Source organism: Shewanella decolorationis S12, from assembly GCF_000485795.1.
In the GTDB taxonomy this organism is placed as follows: Bacteria; Pseudomonadota; Gammaproteobacteria; order Enterobacterales; family Shewanellaceae; genus Shewanella; species Shewanella decolorationis.
In genome coordinates this window covers 177,706-195,055 of record NZ_AXZL01000073.1, presented here as the reverse complement: position 1 = coordinate 195,055, position 17,350 = coordinate 177,706, and the positions used below count along the sequence as shown (strand labels likewise).

16 protein-coding genes and 1 other annotated feature are annotated in these 17,350 nt (G+C 48.7%); of the genes, 7 read left to right on the top strand and 9 right to left on the bottom strand.

Annotation, left to right across the window (positions count from 1 at the left end; all coding sequences use genetic code 11):
* Positions 1-118 precede the first annotated feature (118 nt).
* Together SHD_RS16665 and SHD_RS16660 are read right to left on the bottom strand one after the other, a co-directional pair.
* Complete coding sequence (locus SHD_RS16665; protein ID WP_023268201.1) at positions 119-1,240, bottom strand: aminotransferase class V-fold PLP-dependent enzyme; 1,122 nt, start codon at positions 1,238-1,240, stop codon at positions 119-121.
* Positions 1,241-1,244: 4 nt separating this feature from the next.
* Positions 1,245-2,423 carry a PrnB family protein gene (locus SHD_RS16660; protein WP_023268200.1) on the bottom strand — a complete coding sequence of 393 codons (1,179 nt, stop codon included), beginning with the start codon at positions 2,421-2,423 and terminating at the stop codon, positions 1,245-1,247.
* Between the two features lie 283 nt (positions 2,424-2,706).
* Here SHD_RS16660 and SHD_RS16655 point away from each other — a divergent pair, with 283 nt between their 5' ends.
* The 3 genes from SHD_RS16655 to SHD_RS16645 all read left to right on the top strand — a co-directional run bounded on the left by SHD_RS16655 (position 2,707) and on the right by SHD_RS16645 (position 6,184).
* Entirely contained in the window at positions 2,707-4,050 is a 1,344-nt protein-coding gene (locus tag SHD_RS16655) for an anaerobic C4-dicarboxylate transporter (protein ID WP_023268199.1), read from the top strand.
* A 445-nt stretch (positions 4,051-4,495) separates the two neighbouring features.
* Complete coding sequence (locus SHD_RS16650) at positions 4,496-4,831, top strand: hypothetical protein (RefSeq protein WP_011623581.1); 336 nt, start codon at positions 4,496-4,498, stop codon at positions 4,829-4,831.
* Positions 4,832-4,879: 48 nt separating this feature from the next.
* Positions 4,880-6,184 carry a cation:proton antiporter gene (locus SHD_RS16645; protein WP_039978576.1) on the top strand — a complete coding sequence of 435 codons (1,305 nt, stop codon included), beginning with the start codon at positions 4,880-4,882 and terminating at the stop codon, positions 6,182-6,184.
* 102 nt (positions 6,185-6,286) lie between these two features.
* Here SHD_RS16645 and SHD_RS16640 read toward each other — a convergent pair whose 3' ends face one another.
* Positions 6,287-8,290: a chorismate mutase gene (locus SHD_RS16640; RefSeq protein WP_023268197.1), complete on the bottom strand. Its 2,004-nt coding sequence runs from the start codon at positions 8,288-8,290 to the stop codon at positions 6,287-6,289.
* A 37-nt stretch (positions 8,291-8,327) separates the two neighbouring features.
* Positions 8,328-8,446: a sequence feature (Phe leader region), on the bottom strand.
* A gap of 176 nt (positions 8,447-8,622) precedes the next feature.
* Entirely contained in the window at positions 8,623-10,131 is a 1,509-nt protein-coding gene (gene pepA, locus SHD_RS16635) for a leucyl aminopeptidase (RefSeq protein ID WP_011717858.1), read from the bottom strand.
* A 255-nt stretch (positions 10,132-10,386) separates the two neighbouring features.
* On the opposite strand from pepA, the gene lptF reads away from it, so the two are divergent.
* Positions 10,387-11,499 carry an LPS export ABC transporter permease LptF gene (lptF, locus tag SHD_RS16630; protein ID WP_023268196.1) on the top strand — a complete coding sequence of 371 codons (1,113 nt, stop codon included), beginning with the start codon at positions 10,387-10,389 and terminating at the stop codon, positions 11,497-11,499.
* Entirely contained in the window at positions 11,496-12,554 is a 1,059-nt protein-coding gene (gene lptG / locus SHD_RS16625) for an LPS export ABC transporter permease LptG (RefSeq protein WP_023268195.1), read from the top strand. The genes lptF and lptG overlap by 4 nt, the downstream gene beginning before the upstream one ends.
* A gap of 92 nt (positions 12,555-12,646) precedes the next feature.
* On the opposite strand, the gene SHD_RS16620 is transcribed toward lptG, so the two are convergent.
* The 5 genes from SHD_RS16620 to SHD_RS16600 form a co-directional block, all read right to left on the bottom strand.
* Complete coding sequence (locus SHD_RS16620) at positions 12,647-13,156, bottom strand: RDD family protein (RefSeq protein ID WP_023268194.1); 510 nt, start codon at positions 13,154-13,156, stop codon at positions 12,647-12,649.
* Positions 13,157-13,195: 39 nt separating this feature from the next.
* Positions 13,196-13,453 (bottom strand): DUF2960 domain-containing protein, encoded by a 258-nt coding sequence (locus SHD_RS16615; protein WP_011626864.1) that lies wholly within the window; start codon positions 13,451-13,453, stop codon positions 13,196-13,198.
* A 37-nt stretch (positions 13,454-13,490) separates the two neighbouring features.
* On the bottom strand, positions 13,491-13,841 hold the full coding sequence (locus SHD_RS16610; protein WP_039978575.1) for a DMT family protein: 351 nt from the start codon (positions 13,839-13,841) through the stop codon (positions 13,491-13,493).
* Positions 13,841-14,335 carry a GNAT family N-acetyltransferase gene (locus SHD_RS16605; protein ID WP_023268193.1) on the bottom strand — a complete coding sequence of 165 codons (495 nt, stop codon included), beginning with the start codon at positions 14,333-14,335 and terminating at the stop codon, positions 13,841-13,843. Before SHD_RS16605 ends, SHD_RS16610 begins: the two co-directional genes overlap by 1 nt.
* Before the next feature lie 117 nt (positions 14,336-14,452).
* A complete protein-coding gene (locus SHD_RS16600) occupies positions 14,453-15,958 on the bottom strand; it encodes a carboxypeptidase M32 (protein WP_023268192.1) in 1,506 nt (501 codons plus the stop codon).
* Positions 15,959-16,027: 69 nt separating this feature from the next.
* Between SHD_RS16600 and SHD_RS16595 the strand changes: the two genes are divergently transcribed.
* Complete coding sequence (locus SHD_RS16595; RefSeq protein WP_039978574.1) at positions 16,028-16,594, top strand: DsrE family protein; 567 nt, start codon at positions 16,028-16,030, stop codon at positions 16,592-16,594.
* 105 nt (positions 16,595-16,699) lie between these two features.
* On the top strand, positions 16,700-17,335 hold the full coding sequence (locus tag SHD_RS16590; RefSeq protein WP_023268190.1) for a YqiJ family protein: 636 nt from the start codon (positions 16,700-16,702) through the stop codon (positions 17,333-17,335).
* The last annotated feature ends 15 nt before the right edge of the window (positions 17,336-17,350 follow it).

The window sequence follows — 17,350 nt, the reverse complement described above, 5'->3', positions numbered from 1 at the left end:
AATTACCTTAGCCCCAACCAGTGAGGCTAAGGGTTAATGCTATATCGGCATTTGGGATAACTAGGTCACCTTAGCGCACCCCATTCATAGCCGCTTGGAGCAAGCCCAGTAAGATCCGTTAACGATGGGCTTTTATCACCTCCAGCAACTTCGCGATATCGGCTTCATCGTTATAAATATGTGGCGATACGCGTATCCCTAAACTGCGGGCATCGACACTGATATTCGCCTCAGCCAATGCCGCCATGATCGGCGCTTGCCGCTCGCCAAATTGCAGGATCAAGGTACCGCTGCGCTTATCGACTTCCCGCGGCGAGACCAACTCTCGATCTAATGTCTGTACAACAGTTTCCATCAACTGCAAGTTATGCTCACGCATCGCCTGTGAGCCAATATTGGCCAAATATTCAATGCTGTGGGCAGCAATCGCATAGGGCGTGATAGAAGGTGTACCGCCCCAAAACCGTAGCGCAGTTGGGTGATAACGGAAATCATGGATATCAAACTCGAAGGGATTTTCATGGCTAAACCAACCCACATCCTGCGGCTGACACTGGGGCAAAATCGCCGGATTGACCCACAGATACGCGGCACCTGGGCCAGAGCATAACCATTTCACACTCGAACCAATCATAAAATCTGGCTGTAGCTTGGCTAAATCCAGCGGCAAAATCCCAGCCGATTGCGCTACATCCACTAGGCTCAAGCAGCCGCGCTCACGGGTAAGGGGAATTATCTGCGCCAATGGCGCCTGCTGACCCGTATTGGAATAGGCATGGCTAACAAAGACTAAATCGACATCGGCACAAATATGCGCGTCCCACACGTTGGGGTCAGTGACATCTAAGCCCTTGGGAATAAAGCGCAGTTCACAGCTTGCGGGCAATGCCTTTTTAAGGGCAAACCCCATGCTGGGAAAATCAATCTCGCTCATCAGCACCACGGCGCCATCACGATTTAATCTATCCAGTGACATCACCAACTTGGTCAATGCGCTCGATAGGTTTACCTGCGGGCAAAAGTCCTGCGGCTGACCATTGAATAGACTCGCCAGCGCCGCGGTAAAGTTATCGATGACGCCCAACCATTGGCCCCATGGCTCGCGGCCAGACTCTTGCCATGGCGCAAAAAACGCCTGCTTAAAGGCCTGTTCGGTCGATTTTAGTGGTCGTCCCACCGAATGGTTAAGCAGATAACCAGGGCCTGCGAGGCAAAAGTCCTGTTTTACATTTAGCAGCATGGCCTTACCTTAAACTGTCTTTGAGTTTTTTCAGATCGTAATAACGGGTGCGAATATCGTTGCGCAATACCGCGGCGCGTCTGTCCCTTAAACGCTCGAGGGAGCCAAGCAGTACATGCAATGGTGGACCACTGGCGGTCACTTTGGCTAAATGTTGTTGCTCCATATTTACCGAAGGCTCGGCAATGTATTTAGTCACTAACTCATTGTGGTGTTGAATGGCGGTTTCGCCATGTAATTCACAAACTTCGATAAACAGCTTGAGGTTTTCCTGATACCAATCCTGCTGCACGCAGGCCTTTGACTGTAAAAAGTCATCCATCAGATTCGGGCGACGCATGCATTCCCGGAGGATTTGTTGATCCTCTGGCATCATGTATAAAAACTTATCCACCAGCATTTGCGAATAGGACGATTCGTTGGCAAAACATAAACCTAGGGTTAAATCGATGACATTAATCCCTGCAAAGTCGCCAGCATTGGCGCCGCGATACACCACAGAGCCAACTCGATAGGGTTTGTAATAGGGGCGCACACAATAGAAAAAGCGGTCGGTATCTAAACGTTTGAATAATTGCTGATTTGACTCAATCACATCCTGCAATGCCTGCTTGGCGACCCGCAGCAAATCGTGGCAAATAGGATGGGAGATCCCCAAGGGCTGAATTTTTAATAACGCATCTGCGGCGCGCTTGTAGGCCAAGATGCCCTTAGTGTTGTAATCCACAAACAGCTTCTCATCAGGCAGATCGGTAAAGCGTTTGTAGGTACCATTGTGGGCACGGTTATGGGTAGTTAAATGCGCGGTGGCAAAACGTGGCGTCACGCCGATAGAGGCGCCGATATGCATTGCGAGCGCCGAAGCCTCAACCAGTGGCGAAGTGGTTTCCCGCGTCGGCTCGGTAATCTCATGGCGACGGCAGGCGGCCATATACAGGCCGACATTCCCCAGCAGATCGAAGGCACTGTCGAACCCTTCATCGGTATTGCCTTCATCGAGCAGCGCCTTAATCAGTTCGCGCCCTTCGCTTTCTAGTGTTTGCTTAAGCTCGGTGCCGATATCTTGCACATTGGCACGGTCGGTCTGCTGGTAATAAAGCTGTTCGAGCTGGGAGTTGAGTTCCACAAAGCGACTGCGGATCCACTCATCGAAAGCTTCAGTGTTATAGGTGGCAGGTTTCACTTGGACATCCTTGGAAATTGTTATGGCTATTTTTACCGGAGCAAGTACTGATAGACGCGTTTTTATTTGGCGACAGGCGTCTTTAGCGTATACGAGTTAACCAGAATGCAACTTCTGCTCGCGCGTTTCTAGCGCTAGCTCAAATTTATGAAAAATCTAATGCCACTTTTTATTTACACCTTGCGCCAGCGCAAGTTCTCAAATCCATTCCCCTCGCACAATAGCGCCCAATACAGCTAGCTCTAATACAAATCGTGCGGCAGGTTCCGCAGGGGTGAATCAAATGATTTTAATGGAATTTATCGTCGTCCTCGGCTGCTTGCTGCTTGGTACCCGTTATGGTGGTATGGGGCTCGGGCTAATTAGTGGTATTGGCTTATTTTTACTGACCTTTGTGTTTGGTCTTGCCCCAGGACAACCGCCAGTACAAGTGATGCTTACCATTCTTGCGGTGATCGGCTGCGCCTCAGTACTGCAAACCGCGGGCGGTTTAAATGTGATGATGCAGTTTGCCGAGCGTTTACTGCGCCGCCACCCACAATACATCACCATTCTAGCGCCGCTAACCACTTGGACCTTAACCTTTTTATGCGGAACCGGCCACGTGGTTTACACCATGTTCCCAATCATCTCCGATATCGCCCTGAAGAAAAACATTCGTCCAGAGCGCCCAATGGCAGTGGCCTCAGTCGCTTCGCAAATGGCAATCTGCGCCTCTCCGGTGTCTGTTGCCGTGGTTTCTATGGTATCGATTTTGGCGGCGCAGCACGGCGTTGGTCATGCCTATAGCATGCTAGAAATTTTAATGGTGTCTGTACCCGCTTCCCTTTGCGGCGTGTTAGTGGCGGCACTCTGGAGCCTGCGTCGTGGTAAAGATCTAGATAAGGACGAAGAGTTTCAGGCGCGGATTAAAGATCCCGAACAAAGGGCGTTTATCTACGACAAGAGCGAAACGTTGCTGGATCAAACCTTTCCGAAGGAAGCCTATTGGGCAACGGGGATTTTCTTTGCCGCTATCGCTGCCGTGGTGTTACTCGGCTCCTTTAGCGAACTGCGCCCAGTGTTCGAGGTAAAGGGCAAAATGGCGCCGCTGTCGATGAACTTAGTGATCCAGATGATGATGTTGATCGCCGGGGCTTTTATCTTAATGAGCTGCAAAGTTAAACCCACAGAAATCTCCAATGGTCCAGTGTTTAAAGCTGGCATGGTGGCGATTTTCTCGGTATTTGGCGTGGCTTGGATGAGTGATACTTACTTTATCAGCCATATGGATGTACTGAAGGAAAACCTCTCCCATGTGGTGCAAAACCAACCTTGGACCTATGCCTTAGTACTGTTTTTAATCTCAAAATTGGTCAATAGCCAAGCGGCGGCGCTCACGGCTATCGCGCCCATGGGCTTGGCTTTAGGCGTCGATCCTAAGCTATTGATTGCCTTTTTACCCGCTAGCTATGGTTACTTTGTGCTACCCACTTATCCAAGCGATTTAGCCTGTATAGGCTTCGACCGCTCAGGTACCACAAAAATTGGTAAGTTCATCATTAACCACAGCTTTATTATCCCGGGATTGATAGGAGTGGGCACTGCATCGACCGTAGGTTATCTGTTGGCTACTACCTTGTTGTAAACAGAACAGAGCCAAAAACTAGGGCGTGTTGACGTTTCAGGGGGATTTTTGCAGCAATTTGGCTGGCTTTTATGCAAGGCAAAGTCCGTGCTGTGTAGTTATTCTACATAAACGGACGATAACGCGGCAGAAAAGCCAGCCAAATGCTGCCCGAAGGGTTCGTCTGGCAAGCCCTTGCTCTTTGTCACTCGTCATTTGAGTAGAATAACTACACATCATTCCTCGTTTCGCGAGCACGTGCTTGCCAGAACGAACAAAATCTAATCTCGAAACGTCAACACGCCCTAGCCTTTGAAGGGCATAGGTTGATCCAAAATATCGGTGGTTTAAAAGATCTCGCGTGGAAATATTTTTGCGCCTTAGTTGCGATTATGTCTACGAGAACGTAAGGTTAAAGACGAGGGCGGAGTAAAGCCCTGTCCCATCGTCTGGCTGGAGTCTCTCAATGACAACGACAACCACATATGCCGCAAAAATTGAAGATCGCAGCTTAGGCCATTTGCTTTACGCCTTAATGTCAGGCTTTCCGCTGTTACTGCTGCCGGTATTGTTGAGCCTATTTATCAACTTGTCTCAACGACATACGCAAGGTAATGCCTTGCTGGCATCACATCTACGCTGGCAACGTCACTCCAATGTGATATTTCTTGGTCTGTTAGTGTTGGGCTATTGTCTGCCCATCACTTGGCTCAGTCTTTCGATTTATCTCTTTGGTATTATTTGGTTTTGCCATCGGATTATTAAAGGCTGGCTAAGCCTGTTGGATGGTTTAGAAGTCTAAAACTTGTGCTAGAGTCTCTTCATCTTATTAGGGTGATTAGAGACTCTTATGACTAGTTATCAAATTCTCTGTATTCTCTGTGCGTTAGCCTTAGTCACGTCTGTGGCATCTTCGCGTTTGCATAAGCTGCAAGAAACCGTCGCCATTACCGCATTAGCCTTGGGAATGAGCCTGTTGCTTTTACTGGGTGGTAAAGCGCTTGGCGGCCATGTTTATGGTTACTTTGTGGCGGGGCTGGAGAAGCTCGACTTTCAGGCGCTATTGCTCAATGGCATGTTAGGTTTTCTCTTATTTGCCGGGGCATTGCAGATCCGCTTAAAAATCTTAAGGCATCAGAAATGGGAAATTCTCATTCTTGCCTTTGTCAGTACCTTACTCTCGACTTTTATCGTCGGTGGTTTGTTTTATTACATCGCTCCCATGCTGGGATTACCCTTGGCCTTAAGCCATTGTTTGCTCTTTGGTGCCTTGATTTCACCCACAGATCCGATTGCCGTGTTAGCCATTCTGAAGAAGATGGGCGCGCCCGAAGATATTGCTATTCAGGTAGAAGGGGAGTCGCTCTTTAACTATGGTATAGGGCTAGTGATTTTTGTGGCCATTTCCCATCTGGCTTTTTCAACCGAGCCGCTGACCTTCTCGCAAATTTCGCTATTGTTTGTTCAAGAGGCGCTCGGTGGCGTCGTTTATGGTGCGGTCCTCGGCGTATTGCTGCACCATTTCTTTCGCTACTGTGAGGAAGAAACCCAGTTGATGCTGGTCACTTTGCTGATCCCGACGGCGGGTTATGTCATAGCAGAAGTGTTAGGTGTGTCGGGGCCGCTGGCGATGGTCAGTGCGGGAATGATTATCGGCAACTTCAGCGTGCCTAAGTATTTTGTGCGCCATGAGCGGGTGAAACTCTACACTTTTTGGTCACTGATTGAGTCCTTCTTTAATGCGTTGCTGTTCCTTCTGCTGGGATTATTACTCCTGCTTGTCACCTTTAAGGCGCCATTATGGTGGTTTATGTTAGTGGCTATTCCATTGGTGTTAACGGCGCGGGCGGTGAGTGTATTTTTGCCCTATATCGGGTTTAGGTTGGTGAAGTCTTACAATCCCTATGCCGAGTCGATACTCATTTGGGGTGGGCTCAGAGGCGGTTTAGCCTTGGCCATGGCGATGAGTTTACCCGAGGGGGTGATTATCGATTCACAAAGCGGTGTCGAGCTGCGAGAGCTACTGCTCGTGATGACCTATGCCGTGGTGGTGTTTTCCATCCTAGTGCAGGGCTCGAGTATGACGGGGTTAATTCGCCGCAGTAATGCGGTGGCAACAGATACCAATAGCCAGATTGCGCCCGACCGAACCTAACCCTGCTGCGTTTAAGCTCGAGACCTAAAATCCTAAAAGCCCTAAACAATACAGCCACGATGTCCGTGGCTGTATGTTCCTTAGTATCCTTATACGCTCAAATTAACGATACAACTCCCTCACGACGTCGGCCATCAATGCTAATGAATCATGTTCTTTATCTTCTTCGAGGGGGCAATTCAGCACTAGGCCATCGGCTTTCAGCTGTTTAATCCCTTGAGTTTGCAGTAGCAGCGCATCTTCGCTGATGGCATAACAAGGGTTAATCACTATGGGGAGATGACTATTGGCCTTAATTTGAATAAGGCTTGCTAAATCCAAGGTGGGTATGTTGGCATTGTTATAGGTACGAATGCCAGAGTCACATAGGATAAGCTGTTGGTTACCTTGACTTAAAATCGTCTCCGTTGCTGCCATAAACTCCTCATAACTGGCCATATCGTTGCGTTCGAGGAATAGCGGGATCGGCAAGGTGCCTGCCTGAGTCAGCAAAGCCTGATTAAACATTTGTTTGCCCGTTAAGAACAGCATGTCGGCATTATCAGTCGCCAATGGCATATCCGTCGCCTGTTCGATGGCAATAACACAAAGCAAATCATACTGATGCAGGGTTTGGCGCAGTTTAGGGATGATAGCTTCGGCCGAGGCAAGTGAGTGGCATCCGTCTAAAATTACCGCTTGGAAACCCGCTTCTTTTAGCTGTTTTACTCTACGCTCAAAGGCGGATAAGGCGGTCTGTGACGACTCTTGCTGCAGCAGGCTTTTGCTCAGAGTGACCTTGGCAATAGCACCAATATGGCCTGCGCCAATGGTAAAGGGGCCGCAGTGAATTTCACTCGCCTGCGCCTTGTACGCCTTACTGAAGCGATAGGGAGACGGGTCAAGGCTCACCGTACTTATCACCTCCGCTTTTGAGGTGCTCGGCTCGATAAGTAATTGGCTATTACTGAGTTGTGTCGGTTTGACGGTTTCACAGGGGTAACATCCTAATACTTTGATAAAACGCGTGATCCTCTCGAGCTGCTTGAGCCCTTGCTGCATGGCTTCGCTGGAGATATTGGCGTCGATATCCAGATAGAACATTTCTTCCCACGGCGTACCAGGAATAGGGCGAGATTCGAGTTTGCTCATATTCAGCTGATGCGCCTTAAGCACCAATAGGGCTTCAACCAAGGCCCCTGCCTTTTGGCCAGTAGCCATGATCAGGGTGGTTTTAGCGGGTAATTGCTCGGGTACGGCTACGGCTTTTCGAGCCACCACGATAAAGCGGCTCTGGTTAATTTTTTGGTTTGCAAGACCCGACTCAATCGACTCAAGTTGGTACAGCGCGCCACCTTCTGTGCTACCAATTGCAGCGGCGCTATTGTCGGCAGATTGATTGACCTTCTCCATTGCTTCAGCGCTGCTAGAGCAATATTCTAGTCTTAAGTCTTTGTGCTGGCTCAGATAACGGCTGCACTGACTGATTGGCTGCGGATGGGCATAGACGGTTTTGATATCACTCAGTTTGCAGCCTGGTTTGCCCAACAGGCAATGGCTGACTTCGATTGTCGTCTCGCCAACGATGGACAGACTCGTATGTTGCAGCACGTCATATACTTCGTTGATCGAGCCGGACGAAGTGTTTTCAATCGGCAAAAAGCCATAGTCAGCGTGGCCTGACTCAACGGCTTGGACAATCTCATCGAAACTTTGGCAGCCTAAGTCGAGCATCTCAACCTGACGACGTTGGCAATAGCGTGAGGCGGCCAGGTAAGAGTAGGAGCCGCGGGCACCGAGGTAGGCGATGCAGTATTGTTGTTTTTGCGTTTCTGGATTCGCGCGGCCGTGGAGATAAGCCTGTTGATTAAGGACTGAATCTTCGATAATGCTTTGATAAAGTGAAATCACGTAATGGGCATCTAAGCCTTTTTCTCGGCCAGCTGTGACTAATCTTGCCAGCAGTTCTTTTTCCCTTTGGGTGTCGCGAATGGGTCTCACATCTACTTCTTTACTGCGGGCCACTTCAAGGCTTAGGCGTCGACGTTCGGCGAGTAACGAGAGAAGCTCATTGTCGAGGTGAGTAATTTGTTCTCGCGTTTGATTTAAAGGCTGTGGTTTTTGCATTCTGACCTCATTTGCCACCGTATTATCGAGCGTTTAAGACGAAAAAGCCTCCCAGTGGGAGGCTTTGGATTTTTACTTTCGTTTTTACACAGTAAATCCGCCTCCTAGAGTGGGGGTGTAAAAAAGAAAGTAAAAAAAGCTGCGGTATTTGTTTTCATAGGAAGTAAAACTAAAGGGCGAGGGCGTGACTGTCAATCAAAAATTATTCAATCGCGATTTTCTTTCCTCTTCTCGTTGCTAGGTTGCAATTATTCCTGAGCCAATCATCATTTCGCCTTCGAGCCCAATAAAAAAGGCGAAGAAATTCTTCGCCTTTTCAGTGCTATTAGCGATTATTCGCCTAATTCTACGCCAGCACGATTGATCAAGAACTGAGTCAAAATTGGCACAGGGCGACCGGTTGAACCTTTATTCGCGCCGCTGTTCCACGCAGTACCCGCCACGTCTAAGTGAGCCCAGTTGTACTTCTTGGCGAAACGAGACAGGAAACAAGCCGCGGTAATCGCGCCCGCTGGACGACCACCGAGGTTGGTCATATCGGCAAATGGGCTATCGAGCATATCTTGGTACTCATCCCAAAGTGGCATGCGCCATGCGCGGTCACCACTTTGCTCACCTGCATTGAGCAGCTCGTGTGCCAGAGGGTTGTGTGATGAGAACAGGCCAGAGGCATGCTTGCCTAAGGCAATCACACAGGCGCCCGTCAGTGTTGCCGTGTCGATCACCAGCTCTGGATCGAAACGCTCAACATAGGTTAATACGTCACACAGTACCAGACGGCCTTCGGCGTCGGTGTTGAGGACTTCAACGGTCTGACCCGACATTGTGGTTAAAATGTCACCTGGGCGGTAAGCATTGCCCGATGGCATGTTTTCGCAGCCTGCGAGAATACCTACGACGTTGATGGGTAGCTTCATATCACAGATGGCTTTCATGGTGCCGATAACACCAGCTGCGCCGCCCATGTCGTATTTCATTTCATCCATGGCTTCGCCTGGTTTTAATGAAATACCGCCTGAGTCGAAGGTTAAGCCTTTACCAATCAATACGATAGGTTTCTCAGTGCTATCGACTGCCCCCTTGTATTCCATCACTGTCATAATGGATTCATTGGCACTAGCGCGGCCCACAGCAAGGTAAGAGTTCATGCCGAGTTTTGCCATTTGCTCTTCGCCCACAGTCGTGACATGCAGGTTTTCGTGAACTTCAGCCAATTGGCGAGCTTGAGAGGCTAAATAGGCTGGATTACAGATATTTGGCGGCATGTTAGCCACATCGCGGCATAAATGCATACCGGCAGAAACGGCCATGCCGTGCTCAATCGCACGCTCACCTAAGGTCAGTTCGCGACGAGTTGGGACATTAAACACTAACTTGCGCAGCGGACGACGGGTCTCACCTTTACGGGTTTTGAGCGCATCGAAGCTATATAAACTGCTATTGGTCGTTTCGACTGCTTGGCGAACTTTCCAATAGGTATCGCGACCTTTCACGTGTAACTCGGTCAAGAAGCACACAGCTTCCATTGAACCCGTTTCATTTAAGGTGTTGATGGTTTTAGTGATGATCTGCTTGTACTGGCGTTCGTCTAGTTCTCGTTCTTTGCCGCAACCGACTAACAGCACTCGTTCACTCAATACGTTAGGAACGTGGTGCAGTAATAACATTTGGCCTGGCTTACCTTCTAAATCGCCGCGACGCAGTAGATTACTGATATAACCTTCGCTAATCTTGTCTAATTGCTCGGCGATGCCGGATAGACGGCGGGGTTCATAAACACCGACAACGATGCAGGCTGAGCGTTGTTTTTCGGGGCTACCGCTCTTTACGCTAAACTCCATGAGCACTCCTAGATTCTTAAAGACAAATTTTTATATTTATTGGATAATGTCTGCTTGTCCCGAAAAGGGCCTAAGTTATTACTCCAAAGGTGATTTATTCTCGGCACTTGAGTCACGTTTTTGTGAAATATCCGTGACATTTATCGTTTGCCAGGAACCCCTGAAGCTGGTCAGAAAACTACCAAAAGTAAACAGTTTACATGAAAGTTAGTCTGTTACCAGCAAAAAGATAAGTTTAGAGACCGGATCCTACCTGTGATTGTATTTAGATACCTTATTCGAGAAGTTTTAAAGGCGCAAATTGCAGTACTTTTCGTACTGTTAACTATTTTTATTAGCCAGCATTTCGTGCGCATATTGGCCGACGCCTCAGACGGTGAATTTCCAGCTTCTCTTATCGCCACCTTGATAGGCCTCAACTTACCCTATCTGGTTGTTCTCGTTTTACCTTTAAGTTTGTTCCTTGGGATCCTTATGGCCCACGGCCGCATGTATGCCGAGAATGAAATGGTCATTCTCCACGGTGTTGGTGTAAGTGAATGGTATGTTACCCGAGTAACTTTGATCCTTGCCGTTATCAACATGTTGTTTACTGGCTATTTATCCCTCTATGTCGCGCCTTGGGCCGAGGAGCAACAAAACCAAGTGCTCGAAAAAGCCCAATCCGAGGCGGGCCTTGCCGCGTTAGTGCAAGGGCGTTTTCAGGCGAGTCCTAACGGCCGTGCTGTGCTGTTTGTTGAGCGTATCGGCAAGGATAACGACTTGGATAAAGTGTTTGTTGCCCAGTTACCCGACCCAAATGACGAAATTGGCTTAACCAATGTGGTTGTAGCTAAAGGTGGGCGTGTCATTGAAGATCAAAACGGCTCGCAGCAATTACAGCTCAATGATGGGGTACGCTATCAGGGCAGCCCACAACAGAAAGACTACCAAATGATTGAATTTGGTGGCTATAAGATGCAAATCAAAGAGCAACAGGTCGATGAGCGTCGCCGCAAACTCTCAGCCTTACCGCTCACTGAATTGATGAAAGTCGAAGGACCAGAAGCCGTGGCCGAGTTCCATTGGCGTTTAGCGATTCCGCTGGCGATTCCTATCATGACACTCATTGCCGTGCCGCTGGCGCGAGTCAATGTGCGCCAAGGAAAATTTGCCAAAATGCTTCCCGCGGTGCTGTTATATCTTGGCTATTTTGGCCTGATGGTCGCGGGGCGGAAAGCGTTGCAAGATGGTGTTATTCCACAGTATTTGGGTATGTGGTGGATCCATTTATCGGCACTGATTATGGGGATTTTGCTCCTCGGTAAAGACAGACCTTTATTTGCCCGTTTATCGGCGGTAATGGCGCGTAAAAAGGTGGCCGCATGAAGATTTTAGACCTTTATATCGCCAGAGTTTTATTGAGCACCTCGGCGTTATGTTTACTGGTGCTGACAGGTTTGTCGGGCATTATTAAGTGGGTGGACCAACTGCGACTAGTAGGTCGTGGTACTTACACTATGATGGATGCGGGGATTTATGTGTTATTCCTCGTGCCCCGCGATATTGAAATGTTTTTCCCGATGGCGGTACTGTTAGGTGCCTTGATCGGTATGGGGATGCTGGCCTCTAATTCGGAGCTTGTCGTCATGCAAGCATCGGGAATGTCGCGGTTGCAAATCACCTTATCAGCGATGAAAACCGCTGTACCGTTGATGTTGCTGGTGATGGCATTGGGAGAGTGGGGCGCGCCAGTGGCCGAGCAAAAGGCCAATGAACTCCAAGCCATTAAACTCTCCGGCGGCAGTTTGATTAAATCCCACCGAGGCATTTGGGCCAAGGACGGCGATTTGTTTGTCAATATTGGCGAAGTCGCCGATATTGATAAGCTAAACAATATTACTTTATATAAGTTTAACAGTGAGTTAAAACTAACCAATGTGGTGCATGCTAAAAGCGCATTTTTTAGCAAAGACAGTTGGCATCTCACAGATGTAAAACGCACAGATCTTAGTTATGACGAGGTTAAGCTCGAACATTTAGATGAAGATATTTGGCGTTCAAGCTTGACGCCCGACAAACTCAGCGTGGTATCGGTCAAGCCCGAGGCATTATCGATCCGCGGCTTAATGGGGTACTTAGAGTATCTTAACAGCAATAGCCAAGACCCAAGCCGCTACGAATTAGCCCTTTGGCGTAAGGTGATGCAGCCTGTTACCGTTGGGGTGATGATGCTGGTGGCCTTATCCTTTGTGTTTGGGCCGCTACGGACCGTGACCATGGGCGCCCGGGTGTTACTCGGTGTGGTCGCTGGATTTAGCTTCTATATCAGTAATGAGATCTTTGGCCCTATGAGTATGGTATATGAGTTGCCTGCCTATATTGGTGCTATGGCTCCGAGTCTGTTATTTACTGGTATTGCCTTTTACTTTATCCGGCGGTGATATAACGCTGGGAATAAAAAAACGACGCCATGGCGTCGTTTTTTATTGGGGCAATTTTACTAGGGATCAGTAGTGAGATTTAACTGCACAATTTAAGCACCATGCCAGTTGCGCATTTGGTTTGCTTCCTTAGACAGAACAACCACTTCTGAGCGGGTCATCATATCCTGTAATGCGAGTTTATCGTCGTTGATCAGCACCCACAAATTACCAATGCCGAGTAATGACCAGACGATGCGTGCATAGGCGGTGATCATGCTTAGGTTTTGGCCGTTTGGATGTTGGATCTTAAGGCGCCAGGCGCGCATCCCAAGGGTTTGACCGCCCTTACTCCAAAAAAGCGCATAGAAAGTGCCTACGCAGAGCACTAACCAGAGTTGATAAATCCCATGGTAAATCGGTGTGCCATTGAGGGCGTCGGACACATGTTCAAAGCCATTCATGCTAATCAGGCCCGAGGCTGTGAGTCCGAAGAAAATACCAAAGCCGATGGCGCCAGCAAACATATACACGGCTACTGCGAGCAGCAGGTCATAGATCATTGCCCCTAAACGGCGGAAGAATCCTGCACGGGGAAAGTTAGCATGTTCAGCGTTTAACATCTGCAATCCTAATTCTAAATGGATAAATGACGATAAGGCTTAGGCCTCGGGTTCTTCATCACGTACAAAGTGGATATTGCTAAAACCAAAGCGCGCAAATTCGACCTTGCGATAGTCTTTTTCAGCCTTGGCACCTTTGCGTGAGGTCATGGCAATTTGTTGTTCCATCGCGAGAAACTTGGTTAAGTCAATGCCTTCGGCCTCGGCCACAGCTTCGTATAAATCGCGGTGTTTATCATAACTAAAGGCGATGGTTTTCGTCTCACCTTTGAAGGTGTAAGTCACTTGACGCGCCATGGTTTTCTCCTGAAAAAGTCCTGAAATAAGTCTGGAATTAGTTAAATTCGCTTCTAAAAATAAAATACACCGCACCGAGGATACACAGGCCCGCCCAGAGATAGTCGAGTTTGAGTGGCTCCTTCATATAGAAATAGGCGAAGGGCACAAACAAGCTTAAGGTGATGACTTCCTGCAGGATTTTTAATTGGCCGACATTCATCACCGTGTAGCCGATACGGTTAGCAGGCACTTGCAGCAGATATTCAAACAGGGCGATGCCCCAGCTGACTAAGGCGGCAATAATCCAAGGCTTTGAGCCTAAGGATTTTAAATGCCCGTACCATGCGAAGGTCATAAAAATATTGCTAAGACAGAGTAAACCGATAGTCGTTAGGGTGGGGGTCATCATTCTTCTCGATGATTAAGCTTATAAATCATATACATTGCATCGTCGGTATAGCTGCCAAGGCATTTCTCTATGGCCTTAGGTTTAAAGCCCATTTTACGCCAGTAGCTATCGGCACCCTGTACCGCGACCAGAGAGAGGGAGCTCAAGTTAAAGCGATCCGCAAGCTGCTTTAAGCGCATTAAGGCTTTGGAGCCAGCGCCTAAACCTTGAGCCCTTACCGAGATGGCAATATCGTGCAGATACAAGGTATCGGCCTTAGGTAACTGAGTGATGGGCTCATACAGTGCGGGAGGCATATTGGTGGTCCAAGGGTGGGCGAGGCAATAGCCCACCACCGACTCATTCACCTCAAATACAAAGCAGGATTGAGGTGAGACGTGCCACTTGCTTTGCAATACATGCAGGGGTTCAGGATCCAATTGGGAGTAACATTCTTCCTGGATCTGTAAAATAGCATCCCAATCCTGTGGGGTGATTGCACGCAGTAACATGGTCGACCTTTTCCGTCCAAAACAGTGTGAATAAATAAGTTGGGGATTATATACCCAAATCGCAGCAAAAGCTTTGAAACTCGCCAGTGCTGCGATTATCTAGGCGGTTTACCGCGTTTATCCCAAATAACGTTGCTTCAAATGTTCAGCAAGATATTGGCTATTTAGCGGCTCGCCAGTGGCTTGAATGATGAGCTCATCCGTTGTCAGTAATGATCCTTTGGACCAAATGTGGCTGCCAAGCCAGTCAAATACTTGGGATAACTGGCCGTTATCGATGAGATTTTCAATCGGGCCTAAGCTTCGCTCCAGCGCAAAACGGCATTGGGCGGCATACATGGCGCCTAAGGTATAACTTGGGAAATATCCCAATTCACCCACGGCCCAATGGATATCCTGCATACAACCATCGCGATAGCTACCATCGGTATTGATCCCAAGCAGTTGTTGCATCTGGCTTGACCAAAAATCGGGAAGGTCATCCACACTCAGGCTACCGTCGATAAAGGCTTTTTCTGCCTCAAAGCGCAGTAGAATATGGCAAGGGTAAGTGACTTCATCGGCATCGACACGGATAAGCCCCGGATTGACGCGGGTATAGTGTCTTGCCAAGTCTTGGGCGCTGTACTCGCGGTCCAAATGCTGTTTAATCAGTGGTTGCAGTTGGCGTAAAAACGCGGGATTGGCACCGAGTTGCATTTCACAAAATAAGCTTTGGCTCTCATGGACGCCCATCGAGCGAGCCAATCCTGCGGGCTGACCGCGCCATGGTTTTGGTAAGCCCTGTTCATAACGGGCGTGGCCAGTTTCATGCACTATGCCCATGATAGCGCTGCTAAAATCGGCTTCATTATAACGCGTCGTGATGCGTACATCGCTAGGCACTCCACCACAAAATGGGTGACTGCTGATATCGAGCCTGCCATGGTTAAAATCAAACCCTAAATAGGCCATCACCGCTTGGCCGAGGGCTTGCTGTGCCTTGATTTCGAAGGGGCCATTAAGGGAAAGCTTGGGTTCACTGGCTTGTTTTGCCAGCACATCTTGAATAAGAGAGGGTAACCAAGTCTTCAAGTCGCCAAAGGTTTGTTCGAGCTTGGCCGTGGTCATGCCGGGCTCAAATTTATCGAGCAGGGCATCGTAGGGGGAGATGTTAAGGGCCTGCGCGCGAATTAAGGCTTCTTCCCTCGCGAGGGAAATCACCGCTTTTAGATTCGGTTTAAAACCTTGCCAATCATTGTTTTTGCGTTGCTCGCGCCAAGCATTTTCACACTGGTAGGCCATTTTCGTTTTGGCCTGTACCAGCTCGCCGGGCACTAAGGTCGCCTGTTGATACTGATATTGCATTTCCCTCAGATTGGCCTGTTGCTCTGGACTCAGCGCCTCTTGTGAGGCTTGTGCTAGGTTATCACCAAGCTCTGGCGCCGTTTTAAGGCTATGGATATGTAATGCCAGCTCTGCCATCGCATCACCACGTTCACTGCCGCCACCGAGGGGCATCATGGCGGCCTGATCCCAATCACCTAGCGCACTAAAATGTTCAAAATGTGAAATTTTCTGGAAATGGGCCGTGAGTTTATCGTAACTTGGCGTAGGTTCTCTGGTGTTCATAGCGGTATCCATAGACTCAATCTTAAGGTGCTGTCGTTATCTATTAGCACGAAAAAATAACAATAACAGGATGATAATATCATGCAGCCAAAATCACATCACACTAAACCCCTAAAAGTCATAAGCATGCCGTTGTTGGTCGGTTTATCCAGTGCCGCCCATGCCGGAGCCGAGAGCTTTGCGCCTGGAACCGCCATCCCCGAATTTGGTCAAGTGGCTAAGGTCGAAAGTACTCTTGCGATCCCTGCTGGGATGAAGTTTAAGGTGGCCTTCGATATGAGCAAGGCGGCCGATGTCGGTCAAGTGAATCGTCAGCTCGACAGCCTTGCCCGTTTTATCAATATGCACGTGGCGGCTGGCGTTAAAGAAAGCGATATTGAGCTAGCGATGGTGGTGCATGGCAGTGCCGTTGGCGATTTAGCCGATGATAGTTTTTATGCCAAGCAGCGCAACGGGGCGCAAAACCCCAATAAAGCCTTAGTGAAAACCTTAGTGGCCCATGGAGTAAAATTTTATATCTGTGGTCAGAGCGCCGCTTATTTTGACTTACACAACGCCTCTTTGTTACCGGGTGTCGATATGGCTCTGTCTGCGATGACGGCCCATGCGATTCTGGCGCAGCAGGGATTTAGTCAAAATCCGTTTTAGGGTAAATTTTTGTTTGGAAACTAGGCTCACCTTGCTATTCTGTCACTCGTAAGTTGATAATTACAGTGAAGTAAATGGAATGCTGTATCGTTCAAGGAGATGACTATGTGGGCGTTTTTAGTTGAACAGCCTAACCTACCTTACACTATTGCCTTCGCCTGCGTGCTTGTCCTTGGTGTGTTTGAAGCCTTAGCCCTAGTCATAGGGCTAAGCATGATGAGTGCGCTCGACCAATGGGTTCCCGCCGATGTGGATTATGATGCCGAGATTGGCGGCACTGGCCTGACGGGGATAGCGGGCTGGTTGTGTCTAAATCGATTACCCTTGCTTATCTGGTTTGTGCTGGCACTGACTAGCTTTGCGCTTGTCGGTTATATTGCAAATTACCTGAGCTTGCTATTCACGGGCGTCTTGTTACCCCAACTCTTTACCTTACCGATTGCCGTGGTTGGTAGTGCGTTTGCCTGTCGCTATCTCGGGCGGATATTGGCCGATCTACTCCCTAAGAATGAGTCTACTGCCATATCCCTTGATGATTTAAGTGGTTATGTCGGCACTATCACCCTAGGCTGCGCTATGAAGGGCATGCCATCGGAAGCCGTGGTGCGCGATAAACATCAACAAAAACATTATGTATTAGTCGAACCCGAAACCTCGGGGATCGAGTTTGCCAGTGGCACGCAAGTGGTGCTGCTGAAACGAGAAGGAAGAGTCTGGTCTGCGACTCGCTTTGATAATTAATTTTCCAAAGCCATT

Excerpts from the sequence above, each read along its gene's own strand:
- SHD_RS16665 (WP_023268201.1), bottom strand. The coding sequence starts at position 1,240 with ATGCTGCTAAATGTAAAACAGGACTTTTGCCTCGCAGGCCCTGGTTAT.
- SHD_RS16655 (WP_023268199.1), top strand. The coding sequence starts at position 2,707 with ATGATTTTAATGGAATTTATCGTCGTCCTCGGCTGCTTGCTGCTTGGT.
- SHD_RS16650 (WP_011623581.1), top strand. The coding sequence starts at position 4,496 with ATGACAACGACAACCACATATGCCGCAAAAATTGAAGATCGCAGCTTA.
- SHD_RS16645 (WP_039978576.1), top strand. The coding sequence starts at position 4,880 with ATGACTAGTTATCAAATTCTCTGTATTCTCTGTGCGTTAGCCTTAGTC.
- SHD_RS16640 (WP_023268197.1), bottom strand. The coding sequence starts at position 8,290 with ATGCAAAAACCACAGCCTTTAAATCAAACGCGAGAACAAATTACTCAC.
- pepA (WP_011717858.1), bottom strand. The coding sequence starts at position 10,131 with ATGGAGTTTAGCGTAAAGAGCGGTAGCCCCGAAAAACAACGCTCAGCC.
- lptG (WP_023268195.1), top strand. The coding sequence starts at position 11,496 with ATGAAGATTTTAGACCTTTATATCGCCAGAGTTTTATTGAGCACCTCG.
- SHD_RS16620 (WP_023268194.1), bottom strand. The coding sequence starts at position 13,156 with ATGTTAAACGCTGAACATGCTAACTTTCCCCGTGCAGGATTCTTCCGC.
- SHD_RS16615 (WP_011626864.1), bottom strand. The coding sequence starts at position 13,453 with ATGGCGCGTCAAGTGACTTACACCTTCAAAGGTGAGACGAAAACCATC.
- SHD_RS16610 (WP_039978575.1), bottom strand. The coding sequence starts at position 13,841 with ATGACCCCCACCCTAACGACTATCGGTTTACTCTGTCTTAGCAATATT.
- SHD_RS16605 (WP_023268193.1), bottom strand. The coding sequence starts at position 14,335 with ATGTTACTGCGTGCAATCACCCCACAGGATTGGGATGCTATTTTACAG.
- SHD_RS16600 (WP_023268192.1), bottom strand. The coding sequence starts at position 15,958 with ATGGATACCGCTATGAACACCAGAGAACCTACGCCAAGTTACGATAAA.
- SHD_RS16595 (WP_039978574.1), top strand. The coding sequence starts at position 16,028 with ATGCAGCCAAAATCACATCACACTAAACCCCTAAAAGTCATAAGCATG.
- SHD_RS16590 (WP_023268190.1), top strand. The coding sequence starts at position 16,700 with ATGTGGGCGTTTTTAGTTGAACAGCCTAACCTACCTTACACTATTGCC.